Here is a 22,726-nt window from a genome sequence, read left to right on the forward strand (position 1 = left end):
CAGTTATAGTGTTAAATTCAAGCCTAAAATAAAGGTTCTGTTTTGAGGATAATCAGTGTAATCGAAACCACGTAACGTAGAATTTGTTCCATAGCTATTTACTTCCGGATCGTAATAAGGATACTTGGTCCATAACCAAAGATTGGTTCCTGTTACGTAAACATTCAGCTTTTGGATCCATTTCACATGCATATCACTACCTGTTAAATTAAAACCAATTGTTGCAGTGCGCAAACGCAAAAAAGAACCATCATAAACACTTCTCGAAGAATAGATATAATCTAAAGTTTTTGGCAAACGCGGAATATCGGAAGATTGGTTATTCACTGTCCACCTATCTGCAACACTAGCATACTGGTTAAAACCCGGACTGGAGCTATTATTAAAGTTATCACTGATATTCATCACCTGATTTCCATAAGAGCCCTGAAAAAAAACATTCAGACTAAACTTCTTATAGGTAAAAGTATTGCCCAGGCCTCCATAAAACTTCGGATTCGAGTTTCCAATCACATGATAATCGGCAACATCTATCTTACCATCGCCATTTAAATCCTGGTACAGCGCATCTCCAATCCGGTTGTTCCCTGGTGAAGTTGCCGTTCCTGTAGGCGGGGTATCGGTTTTCTTGGTACCCACATAAGTGGTTCCCCAAAAAGTTCCAACAGGCTGTCCAACAATTAACCTGCTTATTGTAGAGTAAGTGCCATAACCAGTACTTGCATTATCAAAGGCCTGCACTCCTCCTAAATCGAGCACCTTATTCCTGTTTGCAGCAATATTTAAAGTCGTAGACCAGCTAAATCCATCCCGTACAATATTATCTGTATTAATAGCCAGCTCTAGCCCGTGGTTATTGATCGAACCAATATTGGTAACTTTTGAAGAATAACCAGATTGGGTAGCCAATTGTTGGTTGAGCAGTAGATTACTGGTTACTTTGTTATAATAGTCTAATTCTACGTTAACCCTTTTTTTCAAAATACTAAATTCGATTCCGGCATCGAACTGTTTGGTAGTTTCCCAAGTAAGATCGGGGTTAGGTAACCTGTCTGAGGTAAAGCCAACAATATTCGTCCCCCCAATCAGATAACCTATTACCGGTCTGAGTGAAGCTAAAGATTGATAAGTATCAATCCCCTGGCTTCCGTTTGAACCATAACTTGCCCTGATTTTTAGGTTATCAAAAACATTTAAATTTTTAATAAAATCTTCATTTGAGGCGTTCCATGCAATGGCAGCCGCCGGAAAAAAGGCACGTTTATGATTTGCTGCGAAACGAGATGAGGCGTCAGAACGTCCTGTTAGCGTTAAAAGGTATTTGTTTTTATAGGTATAATTGAAGCGGGCCAGGTATGAGAAAATGGCATATTTTGTTTCGCCCGATCCAATTTTGAATGTTGCCTGGCTCCCTGCCCCCAAATTATTATACAATAAAGGATCTGCATAATATTTTTGCCCTTCGGCATTGAATCTCTCTAATGATTCTGTTTGATAAGAGGTACCAATTACTGCGTTAAAATTATGGTCAGTACCAAAATCTTTATTGTAATTTAATGTATTTTCATTTAATACCATAATGGTATTGGCGGCATCAACATTTGCCATACCTGCATTCCCTGAATTTACCCTTGATGGCAATGAACTCGGTAAGTACCTGTTGACTTTATTAAAAGTCATCTGAGAGCCAAAGGTAGATTTGAATGTTAAACCTTTAATCAGCTCCCAGTCTAAAGTTAGATTCCCTGTGAAGTAGCTGTTAATAGTACGGTTATAAGGCACAGTCCCCTGTGCTACCGGGTTATCATAATAAAGTGGATCGTTAGGCTTTTGGCTTGTAAAAGATCCATCAGGGTTATAAACAGCTGCTATTGGAGAGTAGGCTGTAGCCGAACTTTGACTTGGTCCACCGAGGCTTACGGTATTGTTTCGGGTAACTGTTCGGCCAACATTAATCATTGCGCCTACTGTGACATTATCCCGGAGTTGTTTTGATAAATTGGTGCGAAACTGGTAGCGACTGAAACCGGAATTGAGAATAATCCCTTCCTGGTTATTGTAATTACCTGAAAGGAAATAGTTAAATCCTTTACTTCCGCCAGATGCACCAAGTGTATAATTACTCATTGGTGCTGTTCTTGTAATTTCCCTCTGCCAGTTTGTACCAACGCCTAACGATTGAGGGTTGGGATATAAAATAGGCGTGCCATTTAATACTGCAGCCTCATTAGCCAGTTCGGCATATTGGGTTGCATTTAACATGGCAATCTCTTTTGGCAATTGTTGTACTCCGGTGTAGGCCTCAAAATTGATATTATCAGATCCTGCTGCGCCCTTCTTAGTTGTAATAATGACTACACCATTTGAACCTCTGGCACCATATATTGCGGTTGAAGAGGCATCTTTCAATATACTCATCGAGGCGATATCTTGAGGGTTAACTGCATTGATATCTGCCCCGATTAATCCATCAATAACATACAGTGGCTCGTTTGTACCATTTATCGAATTTCCGCCACGAATACGGATAGATGCTCCAGAGCCTGGTGCACCATTGGTAGAGGTAACCTGTACACCGGCAGCTTTACCTTGCAACATCTGATCTACACGGTTGATCGGTAGATTTTCTATCGCCTTTTTATCTATAGTAGAAACTGCGCCAGTTAAGTCCTTCTTCTTAGTTATACCATATCCTACTACCACCACATCGTTTAAGTTATCAGATTTAGGCAAGAGTTTAATAGCCATATCAGCTTTCTGGTCGGCCTTTATTTCTTGGGTAGCATACCCAATGTAAGATATAACGAGTATGGCATCTTCTGGAACATTTTTAAGTATAAATTCTCCATCGCTGCCTGAGGTGGTGCCAATGGAACCATTTTTAACCTTTATGGTCACACCAGGCAAGGTATTGCCTTTTTCGTCGAGAATCTTTCCTTTAACGTCTCCCGGGGGAACAAGCAATTCTGTTTTTAACAAAATAGGCTTTCTTCTTATAATAACAGACTTATTTTTTACCGTGAATGTTAAGGGTTGATCATCAAAAACATGATGCAAAACCTTTTCGAGTGGTTCATTTGTACAATTAATGTTGACCGTCTTCGATTCACTGAGCATTTCTTCTGTACATAAAAAAGTATAGCCCGTTTGCTTTTGAATTTCTTTAAAAAAGATACTGAGCGCCATATCAGACGCTTTGATGGTTAGTTTTTGAGCTTTTACCGAAGCACTGACCTGCATTAAAACGGTAAATAGAAAAATAACTGTGAGTTTCATAACCAGTAATATTTTCTTTTTAGGACCATGGTGGCGCCATAACATTTTAGAATGATATTTCATACATTTGGTTGTTTTGGTTTAATTAGAATCTTTGATATGGAAATAATATTTAAGAGGTAAGCCATAACATTTATCGGGGGTGCCGCAAACACTCCCGATTCTTATCAGACAAACCTTAAATGGCTTTAAGGCATCACGATAATCCTCCTTCCTTCAACTTTAAAATGAACCAGATCTGTTAGCTCGAGCATATCGAGAACTTTATTGATGTCCTCATCGCGTGAAATGGTCCCCATAAATCTTTCTTTCGAAGTTCTACCAGTATAAACCACATCTACGTTATACCAGCGGCTAATCCTTTTCATTATTGTTTCAATCCTTTCGTTATCGAATACAAACAATCCTTTTTTCCAGCCAATGGCAGCTTCGGCATCTACAGTTTTTACTTCAATGGCTGATCCCTTCACTGCGGCCTGCTGGCCCGGCTTAAGAAATAAAGAGTGATAATCCAGTGCAATCACTTTAACACTTCCTTCCAACAGGGTTGTTTTTGTTTTATTATCTTCAGGGTAGGCACTTATATTAAAGTGTGTTCCAAAAACATTGATCTCTAATTTATTTGCAGACACTTTAAACATCCTCTTCTTGTCTTTTGCAACTTCAAAATAGCCCTCACCCACCAGTTCTACCTTTCGTTCACGATCCCCAAATCTGACAGGAAACTTTAAAGAAGATGCCGCATTAAGCCAAACTTTGGAACCATCAGGCAGTTGAAGCTGATATTGCCCTCCTGGCGGAGTCTGAATGGTATTAAATGAGGCTTCACCTATTGCCGGGTTATCATTTATAACATGAGTAAATTCATAAATCAATTCGCCCTTGGCGGTTTTGGTAACCTTGATGCCCGACTGCATGGCAATTTGTCCTGTACCCACATCTGCTAATATTATTTTTTTACCATCAGCAAGTGTAAGCACTGCTGTATTAGTACCTGGCCTTATTTCATGCATTGCACTTCCACCGTTGGCATGTTTTGGATATTTTTTTGGTGTAAGGAAATAAAAATAACTACCAAAACAAACCACAATCAGAATTGCTGCAACACGGCCAAGCCAGAATTTGTCCTTCCAGTGCGTTTTTCTGTTTGCAGATAAGTTGTTCCATACCTTTTTCCTTGCAGCCTCTATTTGCTTCGCCGAAGGCATATCTTTTTCATCTGCTAAATGCAGATACCAGCTTTCTACAATGGCGCATTCTTCCTGACTGGCTTTCCCTTCAAGATATTTCTCCAAAAGTGCTTCTACCTCTGATTTCATAATAAATAGATTTATCACCTATATCATAAGACTCCCGATAGGAGGCTATAGGGTACTGTAAGAAAAAATAAATCTTAACGGTGAATGAGAAGGAGCAGATAGGCAACAATCCCAATCCGCGATCGGAGGATCCTTAATGACTTTTTCACTTGCGTGCGTACGGTATGCTCAGAAGTACCGAGTTGATCTGCAATTTCCTTGTGGCTCATTCCATCAGTCCTGCTCATTACAAATACCTTCTTCATTTGAGGAGGAAGAGCATCAATTTCTCTTTCAATTAACGCAGCTAGCTCGCGTTCCCTCACCTGGGCATCGGTAACAAATTCTCCTTTATTAATAAAATCTTTTAAAGATTCTAGGTAAATATTTTTGCGGTCTGAACGTACTTTTAAGGTAAATATTCTATTCCTGATGGCTGCAAAGAGATAGGCAGAGAGATTCGAAATTTCCAGCTCGTTTCTTTTCGTCCATAAAAATTCAAAAAGATCGTGCACAATATCAATGGCATCTTCATCCGTTCCTATTTTTTTATAGGCATGAACATAAAGTGGCCTGAAAAAGCGGCTATAAATTTGGGCAAAAGCATTCTGATCCCCATTTTTAAGGAGTATTATCAATTCGTTATCAAGAAGCGAATCATTAGCTTTCATTGTTTTACAGTCGATCTTACTCAACACCTATCTTTCTTATAACAATAATTTGCAATTCATAATTTTGTTCACTCTTTGAAATCTAAATGTAGCCTATCAACATCTTAGAACATTAAAACGTCAAATATCAAATATATCGTAATTTGTTTAGGTAAAAAATAATGTCCCTTTATAGTTATATCTAATTTATCGGGACCGTTTAAATCGTATCACACAGTTACACCGCCATCTTAGTGAGTAAAGCTTTTTAGTAAATAATACTAGATTTGGTGTCAAAGTTAGATGCTCCATGAAATTTTCACCCTTATATGCAATTATCTTATCTTAATTATGTTTAGCATATCCGCTAAAATTGGCTTCAATGCCTTTGCCCAGGCCTTGTAGCCGTCTGCCTGTAAATGAATACCATCGCTTCCATATTTCGTGGGATCTAAATCGCCATTTGGCAATAAAAACGGAGAGGCGATTGATTGGTAAGTATAATTTTTATGGGGTAATTTGGCCAGTAATAAATGAACCTTTTCATACTTCGCTCTCCTTTCATCATCTTTTTTTATCCCAACAGGCAAAGGCCCTAATAAAAGCACCTTGGTTGATGGCATATTTTTGCTGGTCCAATCGGTTACTTTGCTAATGGCTGCTACAATTTCTTCCGGGCTATCGCCTGCACTAATGTTGTTCACACCAATCATCACCACCATTACCTTTGGTTTAGCTTTTGCATAATTACCGTTTTGCAAACGCCATAATATATTTTGGCTTCTATCGCCAGAAATACCTGCGCTTTCCCATTTTAAGTTTACAAAAACACTGTCAAAAGCTTTAAAGCCGGGTTTATAGGTTACCGAAGTTCTATGTCCACCGGTGCCCTGTGTAATCGAATTGCCTAAAAAAAGAATATCGAGGTTTTTCTCTGCCAGCAACAAACTATCTATATTTTCATGCTGTGCCCACCAGTCTTTGCCAGGGGTCCAGCCTGCACCCGATCTGTATTCTGAACCTGGAGCCGCAATCGCTGCGAAATTTACCTTCTGGCCAGTGGCCCTTAAAATAAAATCGGTAATAGGTGTAGGATTTGGCAAACTATGCGGATGATGGTTAACATTTGCTTTATGGATTACGGTAATATTGCCCCCGTTTTCACGTACTATTTTTTCAAAAGGTGTGGTATTTTCGGCAATAGGTACCACATCATCCACATCTCCTACCACATGTAACATCGGGAAACCCAGTCTGGCAATTTTTGCAGCGTGATCTAAGGGGCTGTTTTTAAAATTATCGGCCTGTGTTTCTGTAAGGTTATAGTCTTTTTTAAAATCTTCCCAGGGCTCTCTTGCTCCGGCATTTCTTTTTTTGCCCGGCCAGCTTTTTAAATCGAGTACAGGCGCATCTGCATAAATACAAGCTACTTTTTCGGGATTGGCCAGGGCCCAATTATATACGTAAACCCCACCACGACTCATACCTTCTAAAGCTACTTTTTTCGAAAGACCGCATGTTTGCATCAGGTTATAAAACTTATTCCACAAGCCAACGGCTTCGGCATTGCCAAAAAGCTCTGCTACATCGCAGTAAACAATATGAAAACCACGTTCCAGTAAAGAAACATCTGTTTGTGGCTCATGTCCCCAGAAACGGGCACGCCATACCCATAGATGGCCTTTCGCTACCACTTTTGGCTTAACCACCTTACAATCACGCCCGTTAAATTTAAAGCTGGCACATTCAAAGCCATTAAATTCAGTGATATTTTTGTCTTCCTTTATTTTAGAAAAAATGTCGGAATTTTCAGTCCTGTTTTGAGTGATGGTTTCATATAACCTCGATGCAATAATGGAAGCACCAATTGATGCAGGGTGGATTTTATCCGGAAACATACTTTCCTTATCAACAAACAGCGGATGGAGATTAATGATTTCCAGTTTTTCACGATACGCTACATGCTGTATCATTGGGATAATCCGGTTCACCAGAACAGGATCTGAAATGTAAGTGGTATCGGTAGAAAATGCAGCGACAGGCGCAACTAAAATAATGCGTGGTTTAGTTGATAGTTGCCTAAAGCTGTTAATCAGTTCCTTGTACGTATTTTCAAATTCATCATATCTGTTTCTATTTTGCCCTTTACTATCGTTGGTACCTAATTTGATCAGTACGATATTAGGTTCGCTCTTTAAGGCATCGGCGTATGCTTTTGTTTTCCAATAAGGATTGACGGTATTTTTTAACATCGTAGCGCCGCTATGACCGAAGTTCATGACCTCGTATCCACTGCCCAACATATTTTGCAACTGTGCCGGGTAACTGTTTTTTTCGCGGTTGGCAATGCCCATGCCATAGGTGATACTATTGCCTACGCAGGCTATTCGGATTTTTTTCTGGGCAATTGCAGTAAAGCAAATGGTCCACATCAGGATGGTAAAAAAGATGTACTGTTTTTTCATTTTAGTTCATTTGTGGTTTATGGTTAGTGTAATGTTCAGCTTCTCCTTATAGATTAATATTTTTAGTTAAATACTTTTTTAAAAAATTGATATGCATGTTCCATAACTGTCATATTCATATAAAAAACATGACCTTTGCCTTCTTGTATTTCCAATTCTGTTAATATTCCGTTTTCCTGATAGCGTTTGTACATATCTTTTGCCTCATCAACTGAAACTAAGCTATCATCGCTTCCATGAATAAATAAAAACGGGGCATCATCGGGTGTAATGTGTTTATATGGCGAAATCTTTTCAAACCAATCGGGCAAACTTTCTGCTTGTCCCCTTGGCCAGGTTTTCCTTCCGGTCAATGTTGGGGTTGCAAAGCCCGCTGCAGCCTGTATTTTGCTCGAAAACTTTCGGTTATCGCCATCCCCTTCCAGTACAGGATCATTACCCGTGGTGGCTAAAATCCCGGCTAAATGTGCACCTGCCGAGGCACCGCAAGCACCAATTTTATTGGTATCAATATTAAATTTTAGTGCGTTTGCTTTTACCCACCTCACCGCAGCCTTTGCATCGTAAACAGATTGTAAGGGTGTAACTGCATCAATCATCCGGTAGTCGATATTAACAGCCACGTATCCTTTAGCAGCCAGATACCTGGCCTGCGCTTCAAACCAGGCCCGTTTATGCACTGCCCAACCGCCATCATGCACAAAAATTACACATGGGATTGGTTTACTGGCAGCGTTTTTTGGTAAAAACAGATCGAGTTTTTGGCTATAACCATTAGGCGTAGTATAAGCAATATTTCGAATGGCTGTTGAGGCTGGGATTGTTTCGTCCATATTCACCGGACTCTGGTCGGTAATCAGTTCAAAGCCTAGTGTACGGGCTGCCTTTGCAAATTGCCCTGAAAAATCATTTAGAAGATTTTGCGTTTTACAATAATCCAGAAATACCTTTAGCGCTTTATCAGGGCTTTGCACATGAGGGTTCTCAAAATATACATTCTCAATATAAGCCAAACGTGCCCGATAGTAAAGCGGATTTGATTTAACAACGGTCTGCTTTTCGGCTTGTAAAAAATGAGCATAAGGCTCTATTTCTTTTATTTTTTTAAGCAGCGTTTTATGGAGATAGCCAGCATCAGGAACCAATAATACATTGATGATGGGTTTATTTTCTAACTGTACCGTTTGGCTTTGGTATCCTTTAGCGGTAATTTGAAGTATGGCGTTTGAACCAACCTCTAGTTCGTACCTCCCATCGGCATCTGTAATTACTTTTTTGCCTGATTGTTTATCTTTAACCTGCACCCATTGTAATACCTCCCGATTGTCTCTTATGGTGCCTACTAACTTAATAGATTGTGCAAAAGCTGTTAAATGAACAGCAAATAGCCCGCAAGCTATTGTCGCTATAAAACAAAATCTATTCTTCAAATAGTTCTTCATTATTTAAAAATTAGGGTTGAATGCTTGTAGGCCACGCAACAGGTTGCTGATTGGATTTGTAGATTGGCATCGGGGCGTTCCAGTTTTTTAAGCGGGCGCCTAGCAACTGCACAAGCTCTTTTGCTTTTTGTGGCTGAGTGTTCGACAAATCATTGGTTTCACCGATATCATTTTTAAGGTTATATAGTTCGTATTTACTATTGCGAAGGTTATACACCAATTTCCAGTCGCCTTTGCGTATGGCGCTGAAATAATTGATACCCTCCTCTTTTAAGTTTTGCCATTTATTAGGGAAATGCCACACTAGGCTACGCTCATTATCTACGGAGGAAGGATTTTTTAACAGAGGCACGAAACTTTTTCCGTCAATTTTTTGTACGGTTTTATAATCTTTGACTCCTGCCAGTTGCAGGATAGTGGGAAAAAAATCTTCAATAATTACATACTGATTGGTAACCGTTGACGGTTTTACCAGGACTGGATATTTAACAATCATCGGCTCTCTAATGCCTCCTTCATAAACCGAACCTTTGCCTGCTTTTAAGGGCAGATTTTGGGTGTAGGCTGCACCTCCCCGTTCGCCAGCCAGGCTTAATCCACCATTATCGCTTATGAAAATGATAACCGTGTTCTTTTCTATGCCTTTTTTCTTTACGAAATCCAAAACATCACCAAGGCTTTTGTCCATACCTTCTACCAAACTGGCATAGGCAGCTTCGGTGCTGTCTAGTCCGAGTTCTATGTATTTTTGAAAATATCTTTTATCACTTTGTATGGGTGTATGTACTGCATAATGTGCAAAATTTAAATAAAATGGCTGCTTATTGCAGATGGGCGCATCCAGCGTTTTTATCGCCTCTTTGGTTAGCGCTTCGGTTAAGAAGGTTTCAGTACCATAATATTCTTCCATATCGGGTACTGCTCTCAATCCGGCTTTTCCCAACATATTGCCATAATTTTCTTGCGGAAGATAGCTCTGTGGGTTTCCGGCTGCATGGCCGGCTATATTAACCATAAAACCCATATTGTATGGGTTTGCTCCCGGTGTGCCAGTCGAGGCCCAATGTGCTTTGCCTACATGAATAGTAAAATATCCTGCGTTTTTAAGCAGTTGAGGAAAAGGTGTTGCGTATACTGTTTTTACTATACCATCAACAGGACTTAAACCGTTGTAATTCCATTTTGCAGGTTCAAATTGGTCGTCTTTTGCATCAGTATTTTGATCTTTTTGAGGGTTTGTCCAACTAGTGATGCCACTATGTGCAGGATTTAGACCTGTTAACATGGCCGTACGACTTGGTGTACAAACTGGTGCTGCGTAGGCATTGGTAAACTTCATCCCCTCCTTTGCCATACGTTCCATATTTGGCGTATGGTAACGCTGATTGAGTGGGGTTTTTTCCTTCCAAAATGGAAGTGAAGTATCTTGCCAACCCATGTCATCGACCAAAAAAATGATAATATTGGGGCGTTGATTTTGAGCAACGACGTTACCCAAATTTATTACCAGTAACGCCACGAAGGTTAATATTGATTTCATTATTCAAATTGTCGAAAGTATTTTCCAAATAAATAGTTTACAAAAAGGCAAATAAAGTTTAATATTAATAAACAAATATCGTATTTAAAAAACTCTTACTTGGGTTTATATCATTTTTATTAAAGATGGATATCGCTTTGAGTGATTGTTAAGCCAGTTATCGCTTATATCAATGGTTAAATTGACCATGGTTCATTGTTAATAATCCCTTTCCCTTGCACTCGTTAAGTTAAATCGGATTTTATAAATTATTTTCAGCTCTGTATTCCATTTTAAGATTAAACTTATCCTTACTCTGCTATTCTAATTTTCGTAGCTACAACTCCTGCTGGCTTACCACATAACCATTTGGCCTTACCACAGTTATGACCGCTTTACCTTCATAATCTTTTTCGAGTTTCATTTTAATTTCCTGGCCGGGAGTTAAAGTGGGTAGATCCTATGCTTTCTGGCTGACCCAATTGTCTGTACGGCTTGAGACGTAGATTTTATAACCCTTCACGGTATGCTGTGGCAAGCCCATGCTCCCAAAAATGGTTACCGTAAAAGGTTCTTTTTTTTCTGGAGTCAACACATTAGCCACTTGCACCTCAACCGGAGAAGATAGCTCTCTCAACACCTTCATTGAAGGTTTAGGTTTGCCATACATATCGTAAACGCCATGTACTCTTCTTTTAAATTTAGTAGTATCACTTGTACCCGGATAGTGGGTGCGGTAATCGGTTAAATCGAAGTAAATCGCACCCTGTACAAAAGGCTTGTTTTCGAAAGTGGCCATATGGTAAACCATATCCTGTATCCGGCGTTCGTCGCCACCTTTAAAATTGGGTTCGCACAAGCCGAACTCTGAAATAATTAATGTTTTATCTGGATAACTTACATGGATACTATCCAGATAATTACCTATTTTAGCTACTGGCAATTGCCACCAACTGCCTCCATATTCGTTCATCATTAAATAATCGCCCTGGCTGGCACCATCGGGTACAAAGTTTTTGTGATTGCTGAAACTGCTGGTAAGCGTGTTGCTTACATAGGCTTTCATTCTGGTTTTATCCAGTTCCCCTGTGTGTATCATTAGATCATCAATCATTTGCTTAATATCAGCATCACGTCCACGCAACTCATTACCTACTGCCCATGAGAATATACTGGTGTGGTTATAAAAGTTGCTAATCATATGCCCGAGTTGCTGTATCGCAATGGTACTCACATCCTTGCTGGCCGGGGTCTCTGGTCCCCAAAGCGGAATTTCCTGCTGAACCAGGATGCCGTTTCTGTCGCAGAAATCGTAAAACAATTCATCCTGCTGAAAGTGCATACGCGTGAATATGGTATTTACGGCCTTTAACATGCGGCAGTGTTTTATGATGATAGAATCGGGTTCTGCAAAACCATAATGAGGATCTGAACCAGCTGTCCATTCTGTACCCATTAGTTTTACGGCTTCGCCATTTAAAAAGATCTGGCCATTTTTCATCTGCAGATTTTTAAAGCCTACGCTAGTAGCAATTTCATCAATCACTCTATTGCCCAGCATTACCTTTACCTGTACCTTGTAAAGGTTCGGAAAATCAAAATGCCAGGGATTCACTTTTGCCAGATTGAGTTCGGTTATGCCCTCATTACCTTGCCAGATTGGTGTTAAAGTTTTGGCAAATACGGTGTTGTGACTGCTTTGGTTATCCTCAGTTATTTTTATTGCGTATTGCAGGTTACGATTGGGTTTGTCGAAACCCAGTTTTATCTTAAGATGTCCGTTATTGTTAGTCAAATCCAGTTTTGGCTCGGCATGGATGTAACTGGCAGCAGGTTTTCCACTTACAATCAGGGCTACTTTTCTGATAATACCACCATCGTTTGCCCAATCGAAAGAATTGCTAAAAGGTACTTTCTTTTCATTGTACGCATTATTTACTGCAACTGTTATGATATTTTCTTTTCCATAACTGATTTTATCATTGAGATTGACTTTAATCTGATTAAACCCGTCGCCAATGCTTTCTAAAACTTCCTTTCCGTTAATATAAATCTTTGAGGTGTGGTTAATGGCCCCAAACTGTATAACCACGTTTTTATTTTTCCATTCTGTCGGTACTTTTAAAGTGTAACGATACCAGCCCCAGCCATAGTGATTTTGGGTCGCCTCTTCTACATTCCAGGTGTGCGGAAGGTTTACTGATTTTAAATGGGCTAGATCTTTTATATTCCAGCTCTGTGCAATACCTTCGCCTTTTAAATCGATGGCGAATTTCCAATTAGCATTGATGGGAATGGTATCGCGTTGCGCGAAAAGTTTAAGGCTAAAACAAATAGCTGTAAATAATAAAATAAATTTAATTTTCATTTGTGTTGTCTGGTTTACATTTTTGAATAGAGCAAAATGATATAAAAATTCACTATCGGCTGCACATAATTGTTACAATAAAATTGTTTCTTTGATGCTAGCGTTCCTTCAATTCCGATCTCTGAACCTTATCTCTCATTTCAGTAATATGAAATTATAACATTACCACCTCTGGCTATATGAATTTCCATTTGGCCCGCCTCTAAATCTCCAAGTGCTGGATTTCATTCTTTGAATTGACAGCGATGTTAGTCGGGCTCTTATGCGACAAACCTCTAGTTGTCAATTTCCACCAGCCCGACGATCTGTACAACATTTTATTGTAAGAAATATAAAATCCCATTTTAACTCGTCTGGCAAGTAAAAGTTAACTGCCGTTTCAACTTTAGTCATTTTCTTAACATACTAGGGGTAGATTTTTCATAAAGATCTGTATACTGTACAATCACGATATTTTAATAACAGTAGCATCGCCAGTACTCTCATTATAAAAACAATATTACTCTCCGCGTGCATAAATAAAATCTGACGGCAGCACTGGAAAAAGGCTACCAAATGGTATTTGCTAAAGAAAATATGGAGATTAGACCTTCGTTAATAACCAGTATGATATTTGGTTGAACAATAACTTTTAATCCCGCTACATTCTACAGTTTTGTTTTTCTGGTACAAACTGAATGCTAAGAATGGCGTGTACTGCCTGGTTGTTCCATCAGTCGTTTTAGTTCCTCAAAATGCGTTTGGTACACACCCCGTGGTGTTATTTTATATCTAATGCAAACTGCTGCTGCTTTACCTACAATTTCACCCATCATGCCGCAGGTACGCATTACGCGGACAGGACCTAGGCCATCATTGCTTACGCTGATATCCCTTCCGGCCATGAATAGATTGTTGATATTCCGGCTATAGAGAATCCTATAAGGCGCCCAATACACCCCATCATACACGTAGCCCTCACCAGAAGAGGCATGCGAGATAAATTCTTGTCCTTTTAAATCTTTATCAAAATTTTCATCTGCCTTATGGATATCGATATGCCATGAACACGGAAAAACGGCATCGGCAAACGCTTTGCGTTTTAAGAAGTCATCACCGGTAAGTACCACGTCACCCATTAACCTACGCGATTCTCGTTTACCCGCTATAAATGCACACCAGCCCAAACGGTGATTGGGATATAATTTATCAACATTTTTAAGCGCATCCCATGCACCGTACATAGCCCTCAAGTTTAAGTCTCTTATTTTTTCGATATCGGTAATGGGATTTTTATCAAAACCACTCTCCCAAAACCAACCGCCAAGGTTACCCAATGGATCTTCACTACCCCACTGGCCTTTATAATTTTTACGTCCGGGAAAAGGTTTATCGCTTAAATCTATGGCCCATGGGCACCGTGGAAATGGCTGTTCGCGGTTACCGGTTTCCCAGGACAAGGTAAGTGCAGTTTTGTCTTTGCATTCGCAGTCTAACACCTGCTTTTCATCCGAAGCATCCATAACATTCCATAGGTTAGAAGACCCCATCATATTTGAGCTGGCGATCTCGTAGTCGGCGCCGGCTAAAAAACCAATGGTTGCATCGCCTGTACAATCGGCAAAAAAAGTAGCTTTAATCTTCTTTTGTAAGGCTGTCTTTGTACTTTGAATAACTATTGCTGATAACTTGCTTTTAGTATGTTCTACACTAATTGCCCTATAATTGGTAAATAGGGTAATCCGGGATTCATCGGCAACGATTTTCAGCTTACGCTCATCTCCAAAATACTGTCCTTTTATAGCATTCCGTGATCCATATACGGGTTCTGGCATACCAGGAAGCATAATTTCTTCCACAATATCGCCAATATAAACAAATGGCTTTTGCCGGGTTTTTCCTTCAGGCCATACCCTAACTTCAGAACTACCATTTCCACCTAAAACCGGTCTATCCTGGATTAATGCAACCTTTAAACCATTTCGGGCAGCTGATAAAGCCGCACATGTACCAGCTAAACCCCCACCCACAACAGCTAAATCAAAGCTTCCTCCATCTGCAGGCTGATCAGGCAGGCCAAGTAGTTTTCTTCTGAATTTTGTAAGCGCCTGAACATCATTTGTGGGCCTAAAATTTTCATCTCTGCAAAAAAGCAGCGAATCACAGCGCCCTTCAAAACCGGTTAAATCGTGTAATGCAACATGGGTCTCGGTACCCACGGTAACCATACCCCCATCGTGCCAATGCCAATCTTCTTCTTTGGTTCCAAAAATTTCTTTTACTGGTTTACCATCAATAATTACCTGAAACTTTCCTGGTGCACCCGGTACCTTCCATGGCGCTACCCAATCGCGGGTGCGTACCCATATTCGGTATTGCCCTGCCGAAGGAAATTTTACGGTAGTTTTTGCGTCTTTAACCGGAATACCTAAACCATGTGCCAGTAAATAGGGCGAGCCCATTTGGTCCATAGATTGTTGATCTAAGTCCCAACCACCTAAATCTGCAAATTGCTCTGCTTCTAAAAAAAGAAATTCACTGTTAATGGCTTGTTTTTCTATACTGGCAAATAAGTTTGCGCCGGCCAGCAAAAGTAAACTGGTACTTCCTGCCTTACCGATAAACTGTCGACGATTCATTTTCTACGCTTAAAAGTTGGATTCTCCTGGTTTAAATACTTTAAATTATCATTTTTTTAATGATATAGCAATGTTGACCGTAAATAAATTTTATGGTTAAAAATATTGGGCGGGTAGACCAAACACCCCCCAATATTTTACTATTAAAAAATTATCTCCATATAAACCATTTCTGATTATAACCACCGTCCGCACTAGACTGTACAACCTGTGCACCATCTGCCGAAGATGCATTTAAAATCTGTATCGGTTTATTACTATGCACTGCGGTGATGGTGTAAAGGCCTGAAGCATCTGGCTCTAATTTAAATTGTTGATTAGCGGCCTGGTTCGACCAAGGCCATTGTATCAATGGAGCATTATTTGCTATTGAAGCTCCGTTAACATTCATAGCTTTATTAGTATAATTATTAATGATGCCATAATTTATACCGCTAACATAATTAAATCGCCAGAGGTAACTACCCTGGCTATCCCCCATGCCTTGTACTACTGCAGCACCATCCGCATTACTTGCAGCGGCGATTTGTATAGGCTTACCACTACTGATATTGCTGAGCCGATACGTACCCGGATAAAAACAGGAAGGATTTGTCTCACAATAGTTGATAAATTTGATGATGCTCGTGGCATCATCCTTAGTATCAGACAAAACATGCCAGATCATAATACCACCAATACCTTGTTGCAGGGCAAAGGGTATTTTCTGCCTGATCACGGGATGGCCATCATAAAAAACCTTGCGTGTAGCCGTAAGTGATACCGTATTTACGCAGTGACCACTAGGCTTTGCCTGTATTACGTTACTATAACCAATTTGAGTAGTAGGCGCGTTATTATCATAAACCCATGCATAAGTCGGTACACCCATGTTTATTTTTGATGGGGAAATTTTTAATTTACAAGTATTAAAATCTGTTACAAAATCGGAAAAAGAAGAGTGTGGCTTTGCACCGGGTTGATTTGTTCCATGATCATAACTCATTACATTCAGAAAATCAAGCTTGCTGTAAGCAGCAGTTGAAAGGACACTTGCCTGATATGCGGCAAGCGCAACGGACAGTAATTTAGAATGTAAATGAAGAGAATCAGACAATTGAACCACAAAAGGACTGAAATTACTGGTTAAACCAGCTCCCTCAAAATCAAGGTCTACCCCATCGAAATTATTGATGGTAGTAAATTTACGGATTTTAGAAATAAAGTCCGCCCTGTTATTATTGATCAAATTATTTGCATTGCCATTAGCTTCGACTGTACCAGTGCCAAAATAAATACGGAGGCCCGCGTTATGTGCTTTTGTAATTGCCTGGGTGACATTTGTGGTAATGGTAAAATTACCGGAGGCATCTGGATTAAGAAATGCAATAATAATATCAGTGTATTGAGATGTAACAAAGCTATCGATATAAGTATCGAAATCCGAACCTCCAACACTATGCAGGGTAAGGTAGCCCACTTTTCGAAGGCTACCCCCTGCGGAGAGCGTCTGGCTGTTTGCCATACGTTTATTTGTTGAGAATCCTGTCGTGTCTTCATTAGGCACAGTAGCCTTTTTACACGAGGTGAACAAGATCAAGAATGCCACTATACAGCAGTAGCTTCTATTCAGGCAGAATACATTTGTTTTCATAATTTTTGGTTAGGTTTTTGGTTAAAAATATTTGTACGTGTATTTAAAATCTGTACGGATTTTATTGCACTGAGACAATGACAAAAAATATCTGGCAATCAAACATCTAATTACAATTCCACTTTTTATTCATTTCCCAATTATTCTACGGATAGCTCTTTATAAGGATTTGAATACTGCATCGTCTCAATATTATTATGACGGCTAGCATCGCTGATACTCTCATGATAAAACCAAATATTTTTCCCACGTTGAATAAATCAGCGATTCCTGATTTGTGATAACCAGCTGACCCTATTATTGTGGTTGTTTTGATTAGTCGAAGTACTTCCGCTGCCATTCTGCGATATCCAGAGCTGTACGGATTTTCAGATTAGCCGGCTCAAAAGAAAAGGGCCTACGAAATAAAATTCATAAGCCCTTTTCCAATGGGTAGTTTTTCAGCCTCAGTGTACCTTAGGGCTATTGCTTATATTGTTATTTTTCAATAATCCATTGTTGATTAAGCCCGCCACCGGAGCTCCATACATCAATATTTATTCCATCGGCAGTAGATAAACCATATGTTTCAAGCACATTGCCGCTGTTAACATTGGTGACGGTGTAATAACCCAAATAATTAGCGACAAGTTTAAATTTTTGGTTATTTCCTCCGCCCCATGACCATTGATCGATATTTACACCATTTGCAGTAGAAAGCCCAAAGGTTTCTAATACCAAGCCGCTGTTTGCATTGGTAAATTTAAACTGGCCAGCTCCCAAATGAGTGGGTATCCACTTTTGTGAATTAGAAACACTGTTATAGCTTTCTTGCTGGACATTGGCTCCATTGTTTAAAGCAGCCCCTGCTACATCCATATATTTACCACTGTTTAGATTTTTAAAACGATAAGCTACTGTCGGATCAAAACCTAGGTTGTTGGGATTATTTAAACAGTAATTAATAAATTTGATTAGTGATTTATCATCTTTCGAATCGGCCAAAACATGCCATATCATTATGCCACCCACCCCTTGTTGCTGGCAGTAAGGAACTTTCTGACGAATCATGGGAAAACCATCGTAGAACCATTTTTTAGTTGGATTAGGTGAAAAGTAATTAACGGCATGAGCCGTTGGATTTTGTTGGACAATACCTCTATACCCTATCTGATTATTGAATGTTCCGTTTATGTATTCATAAGCATAAGCAGGTATACCCATATTTATTTTTGAAGCATTGTTGTTCATCTTCGTCTTAAACGTTGTAAAATCGAGCGTAAAATTTTCATAAGAAGAATGAGGGCCTGGCGTATTAGTACCCGAACCATGATCGTAACTCATCACATTTAGATAATCAACACTGTTATAGGCTGCAGCGCTAATAGCATTAGCCTGCCAGCGGGCAATTGCTACAGACAATTTTAGCGAGTGAGCATGCAAGTCATCTGCCAATTGGGTTACAAAAGAATTAAAATTGGGGATAATGCCATTACCTTCGAAATCCAAATCCACTCCTTGCAGATTGTTTGCTATAGCAAAGTTTCTAATATTAGTGATAAAATTAGCGCGATTGTTATTTACCTGGTTACTCACATCACTATTTGGCGTATTGCTAGAAATGCCAATAAATACACGTGATACACCAGCATTATGGGCTTTGGTGATAGCTGCTGTAAGGCTGGGTGTAATGGTAAAATTACCGCTGGCATCGGGGTTAATAAACGCGAATATGAGATCCGAGTATTGCTCAACATTAGTATTATCAATCCATGTACTCCAATCCTCCGTACCAGTATTCCAAATAGTAAAATAACCTACTGTTCTTGTGCTACCACCGGGTAAAAGCCCTTGAGGGCTTGTCATACTTTTTTTAGCTGAAAATGTTGTGGTCTCTCCGTCTTGCACAACTGCTTTTTTACAGGATGCAAGTAATATGGCTAGGACTAGAATAGCCAAATAAGCTTTGATTGACTGAAATGCTTGTGTTTTCATAATATTTTAGTCAGGGTTAAAAAAATTTATCAGTGTGTTAATAAAAAATGTGCGAAGCGACAAGAACACCTATCTTATTTATTAAATTAATGTATCTTATGTAGATCAATGTTTTCTAATGATGAATTTTTGGTTATCACCATTAGCATCAGGCCACTGCACTATTTTTGCACCCACTGCTGTTGAGGCTCCATTAACTGAGGCTAATCGGTTACTGGCAACATTTACAACTTTATAGTAACCCAAAATATCGGGTACTAATTTATATCTTTGGTTACCTCCGGTATGCCAGGTATTCTGTATAAATTGTAAACCCTGACCGCTAGCAGTTTCATCCACCTCATCTAACACCTTCCCGCTGTTTTTATTGGTAATTTTGAACTCATTATTAGTGGCTGCAAGCAACCATTTTTGGTTATTTGCATTTGCAAAGGTGTTTTGTTGCACACCAGCCCCGTTGTTTAAAGAGGCACCTGTCACCTCTATGGCTAAGTTGCTGTTCTTTGCGGTAAAAGAATAGTCAGTTACAGGATTGAAGCCCGCCATTGCCGGATTTCCTGCACAATAATTCATTAATTTTAATAAAGATGATTCATCATCTTTTGGATCGTGCATCATTTGCCAGATCATCATCCCCCCAACATGTTCTTGCAGGCAGTAAGCTACTTTTTGTCTGAGTACAGGATGGCCATCATACCACCATGATTTGGTAGGGGTAGCATATTGATAATTAAGCGCGTAAGCTTTAGGAAACTGCTGTAGAATATTTTTAATTGAAACCTGTGTTACAACATTATTTCCTTCATATTCATAAGCATAACCGGGCACACCCAGATTGATCTTAGCCGAAGGCACTTTAGTTTTAAAAATACCATAGTCGTATTGGAATTGTGCCAAAGAAGAGTGCGATGCGGCATAACCTGGCCGGTAATCATAAATCATGGCGTTTAGATAATCCAGTTTGGCATAAGCAGCAGTTGTTACCTGATTAGCCTGATAACGGGCAATAGCAATAGATACCAGCTTGCCACTATTGTGGATTGCGTCGGCCAGCTGGATCACAAACGCATTATAATTGGCGGGATTGTTGCTGATTCGTGCTCCTTCAAGATCCACATCAATACCATCAAAATTATAATTATTTAAAACAGCAATCATATTCGTTATTACCTGTGTACGGTTTGCAGGCGCAACCAGGTTATCCCAATAGGCTGGACCGCCACCGCCACCGATAGAATAGTGTACTCTCACTCCTTGCAAGTGTGCCTTTGGAACTGCATCAATAATATCTTGGCTTACAGTAAAATTTCCATTTACATCAGGATTAATGAATGAGATACAAAGATCGGTTAGCTGATCAAGGTTAATGTTATCCAATTCCTGTGCATAAGAAGTTCCCCAGGTTTGCAAATAACCATACATCCTGAGGTTGGTTTGTAATCCCGCCGGATGACCAACAAAACTTTTATAAGCATTTGATTTAAAGGTAGATGTAGGATCAGCAGATTGATCAAGATCTGGCGTTTTTTTACAAGAAAGAGCGGTAATTGCCAGTAAAATAAATACAAGCAATTTGAAGTTTTTTTTGTTTTTCATACTTTTTGGTTTTAAAGGTTAGTTAATTAGTTCAGTCAATTGGTAAACTGGCTGTAATTCCTTTGGCTGAATAAGTATTAAATGAAGTGCCGCATTTGATGCTGAATAATTTGGGTAGATTGCTATTTCAAAGCATTATTGTAAGATTTTTTGAGACATAAAGCTTAAAACAGGCGGCGCTACTAAGTCCGCCTATTTCAAACCAAGCGCATAATTTAGGTTATTAGCCTACTAATAGATTTTAAAATTGTCTTAAACTTCATGTCTTGAAATGGTTATCCTACACGAATACAGCCTTATTATTTATTAAATTAAAAATTAGGCCCGCCTTTATCCCACCATACACGTGTACTTCCGTTATCAGGTCCCCCAAGCAGCGCTAAACCAGTTTTAACTCCCTCAGGGTTGCCTAACAACTCTGATTGTGCATAAGGCAATCTTCTAATTTGGGTCTCGGTATCGATAGTACCATTGCTGAAATTACGGGCAACAGGAAAAAGCTTTGGATAACCTGTACGGCGATAATCAGCCCAGGCCTCATACCCATCAGGAAAAATAGCCAGCCATTTTTGAACAATAATTCTTTCCAGTTTTTGCTCCTGGCTTGCCGCATCATCCCATTTTATGGTAATTGATGATCGTGCCGAAGTGTTGTTAACCGGATTAATAGGATCAACATAATCTTCTTGCTTAGCTGTAGCGTCACTTAAGTATCCACCGATAGATACCCCCCATTGATCCATAGAAGTTTGTATTCCCTTTTCGTAGTTGGCTTTGGCATCTCCAGCACCAGTCCAGCCTCTTAATGCAGCTTCAGCTTTTAGGAACCACATTTCGGCTGCATTCATTTCCATGTGCGGTGCAAACTGCGTATAAGTATCAGTATAATTAAAGGCCGTAAATGTTCTGTAATCACCCTTGGTTACATCGGCTCCTAAACGTATACCTGAATATTTGCCTGCAATACCAGCCTGTGTAGCAGGTAACGCCATTTTTGTTGCTCTTGGATCGTTATAACCATTTAAATAAGTTCCAAATGAGGCATTAAGCATATTATCGCGGTTATAGGCAAAAGTAACTAACCAATAATCATTCTGTTTTCCACTGGTTAAAACGGCATTATCGGTATTGGCAGCCAAAACACCTTCTGGTGCGCTTAAGGCAAGTTCGCCTTGTGTTTTTGCAGTAGCTGGATCTATTTTAGCCAAACGCATGGCCAAGCGTAACCGTAAAGAATTACCAAACTTTATCCATTTTGCCAGATCTCCTCTGTAGATAAAATCGTTATTACCAATTCTGTTTTTAACGGGTGGATTACTTGCCAAATAAGTCCGCATGTTGTTCACAGCAGTATCAATCTGTTTAAAAAATGTAGCATATATTGTTTTTTGATCATCGTATGGAATAACCCGAAAAGAAGTACCTGTTTTGGTATAAGGAATAGGGCCAAATTTATCAGTTACCCTATGCATAGCCTGTACCTGTATTAATAGTGCGACTCCCCAAACATCGGGTAGCGTAGTACGTGCGCCTGCTTCGGCTATTTTTTTTATGGGCGCCATTACCATATTATATTGATGTGTAAAAGGACCGTCGTTCCAACGGCTCACCAACGAATAGTTTAAATTATTGAAGCCTCCTTCGAAATTAGTTGGCGACATCATGTAACCGGCATAAGCGTCTGCACTTAAATTCTGACTAATCTGAAAGCCTGTAAGTAAACCCATTTCAATAGGCCCTATTGCACTAGGCACCAGGCGTAATGATTGTTCGTCACTTAAAGCTAGTGGAGGGGTATTAAAATCTTCGAATTTTTTGGTACAGCTAAACAAGGTGCTAAGCACCACAATAGTAGTTAAGATGTATCTTGTTGAATTATTTTTCATC

General features: G+C 39.5%; 12 protein-coding genes. All 12 read right to left on the reverse strand.

The features are described from left to right. Positions 1 to 3: 3 nt before the first annotated feature. On the reverse strand, positions 4 to 3,276 hold the full coding sequence (locus tag AC07YT_RS13810) for a SusC/RagA family TonB-linked outer membrane protein (RefSeq protein WP_494945365.1): 3,273 nt from the start codon (positions 3,274 to 3,276) through the stop codon (positions 4 to 6). Positions 3,277 to 3,464: 188 nt separating this feature from the next. Continuing rightward, positions 3,465 to 4,595 (reverse strand): FecR family protein, encoded by a 1,131-nt coding sequence (locus AC07YT_RS13815; protein WP_086546918.1) that lies wholly within the window; start codon positions 4,593 to 4,595, stop codon positions 3,465 to 3,467. A 74-nt stretch (positions 4,596 to 4,669) separates the two neighbouring features. Next, complete coding sequence (locus AC07YT_RS13820) at positions 4,670 to 5,245, reverse strand: RNA polymerase sigma factor (protein ID WP_086546919.1); 576 nt, start codon at positions 5,243 to 5,245, stop codon at positions 4,670 to 4,672. A 314-nt stretch (positions 5,246 to 5,559) separates the two neighbouring features. Next, positions 5,560 to 7,689 (reverse strand): GDSL-type esterase/lipase family protein, encoded by a 2,130-nt coding sequence (locus AC07YT_RS13825; RefSeq protein ID WP_086546920.1) that lies wholly within the window; start codon positions 7,687 to 7,689, stop codon positions 5,560 to 5,562. A 62-nt stretch (positions 7,690 to 7,751) separates the two neighbouring features. Next, complete coding sequence (locus AC07YT_RS13830; protein WP_086546921.1) at positions 7,752 to 9,131, reverse strand: alpha/beta hydrolase; 1,380 nt, start codon at positions 9,129 to 9,131, stop codon at positions 7,752 to 7,754. Positions 9,132 to 9,141: 10 nt separating this feature from the next. Then, positions 9,142 to 10,671: a sulfatase gene (locus tag AC07YT_RS13835; protein WP_086546922.1), complete on the reverse strand. Its 1,530-nt coding sequence runs from the start codon at positions 10,669 to 10,671 to the stop codon at positions 9,142 to 9,144. Between the two features lie 439 nt (positions 10,672 to 11,110). Further along, the gene (locus AC07YT_RS13840) at positions 11,111 to 13,018 is read right to left on the reverse strand and encodes a glycoside hydrolase family 2 protein (protein WP_494945366.1); all 1,908 of its coding nucleotides are present in this window, start codon (positions 13,016 to 13,018) and stop codon (positions 11,111 to 11,113) included. 680 nt (positions 13,019 to 13,698) lie between these two features. After that, entirely contained in the window at positions 13,699 to 15,636 is a 1,938-nt protein-coding gene (locus tag AC07YT_RS13845; protein WP_086546923.1) for an FAD-dependent oxidoreductase, read from the reverse strand. A 151-nt stretch (positions 15,637 to 15,787) separates the two neighbouring features. Then, entirely contained in the window at positions 15,788 to 17,269 is a 1,482-nt protein-coding gene (locus AC07YT_RS13850) for a glycosyl hydrolase family 18 protein (RefSeq protein WP_086546924.1), read from the reverse strand. A gap of 477 nt (positions 17,270 to 17,746) precedes the next feature. After that, positions 17,747 to 19,243, reverse strand: a complete 1,497-nt coding sequence (locus AC07YT_RS13855; protein ID WP_086546925.1) for an RICIN domain-containing protein — start codon at positions 19,241 to 19,243, stop codon at positions 17,747 to 17,749. Positions 19,244 to 19,348: 105 nt separating this feature from the next. Further along, on the reverse strand, positions 19,349 to 20,839 hold the full coding sequence (locus AC07YT_RS13860) for a glycosyl hydrolase family 18 protein (protein WP_086546926.1): 1,491 nt from the start codon (positions 20,837 to 20,839) through the stop codon (positions 19,349 to 19,351). A 311-nt stretch (positions 20,840 to 21,150) separates the two neighbouring features. Continuing rightward, a complete protein-coding gene (locus AC07YT_RS13865; RefSeq protein ID WP_086546927.1) occupies positions 21,151 to 22,725 on the reverse strand; it encodes a SusD/RagB family nutrient-binding outer membrane lipoprotein in 1,575 nt (524 codons plus the stop codon). Position 22,726 lies beyond the last annotated feature (1 nt).

Source organism: Pedobacter sp. GW460-11-11-14-TSB4 (assembly GCF_059423705.1).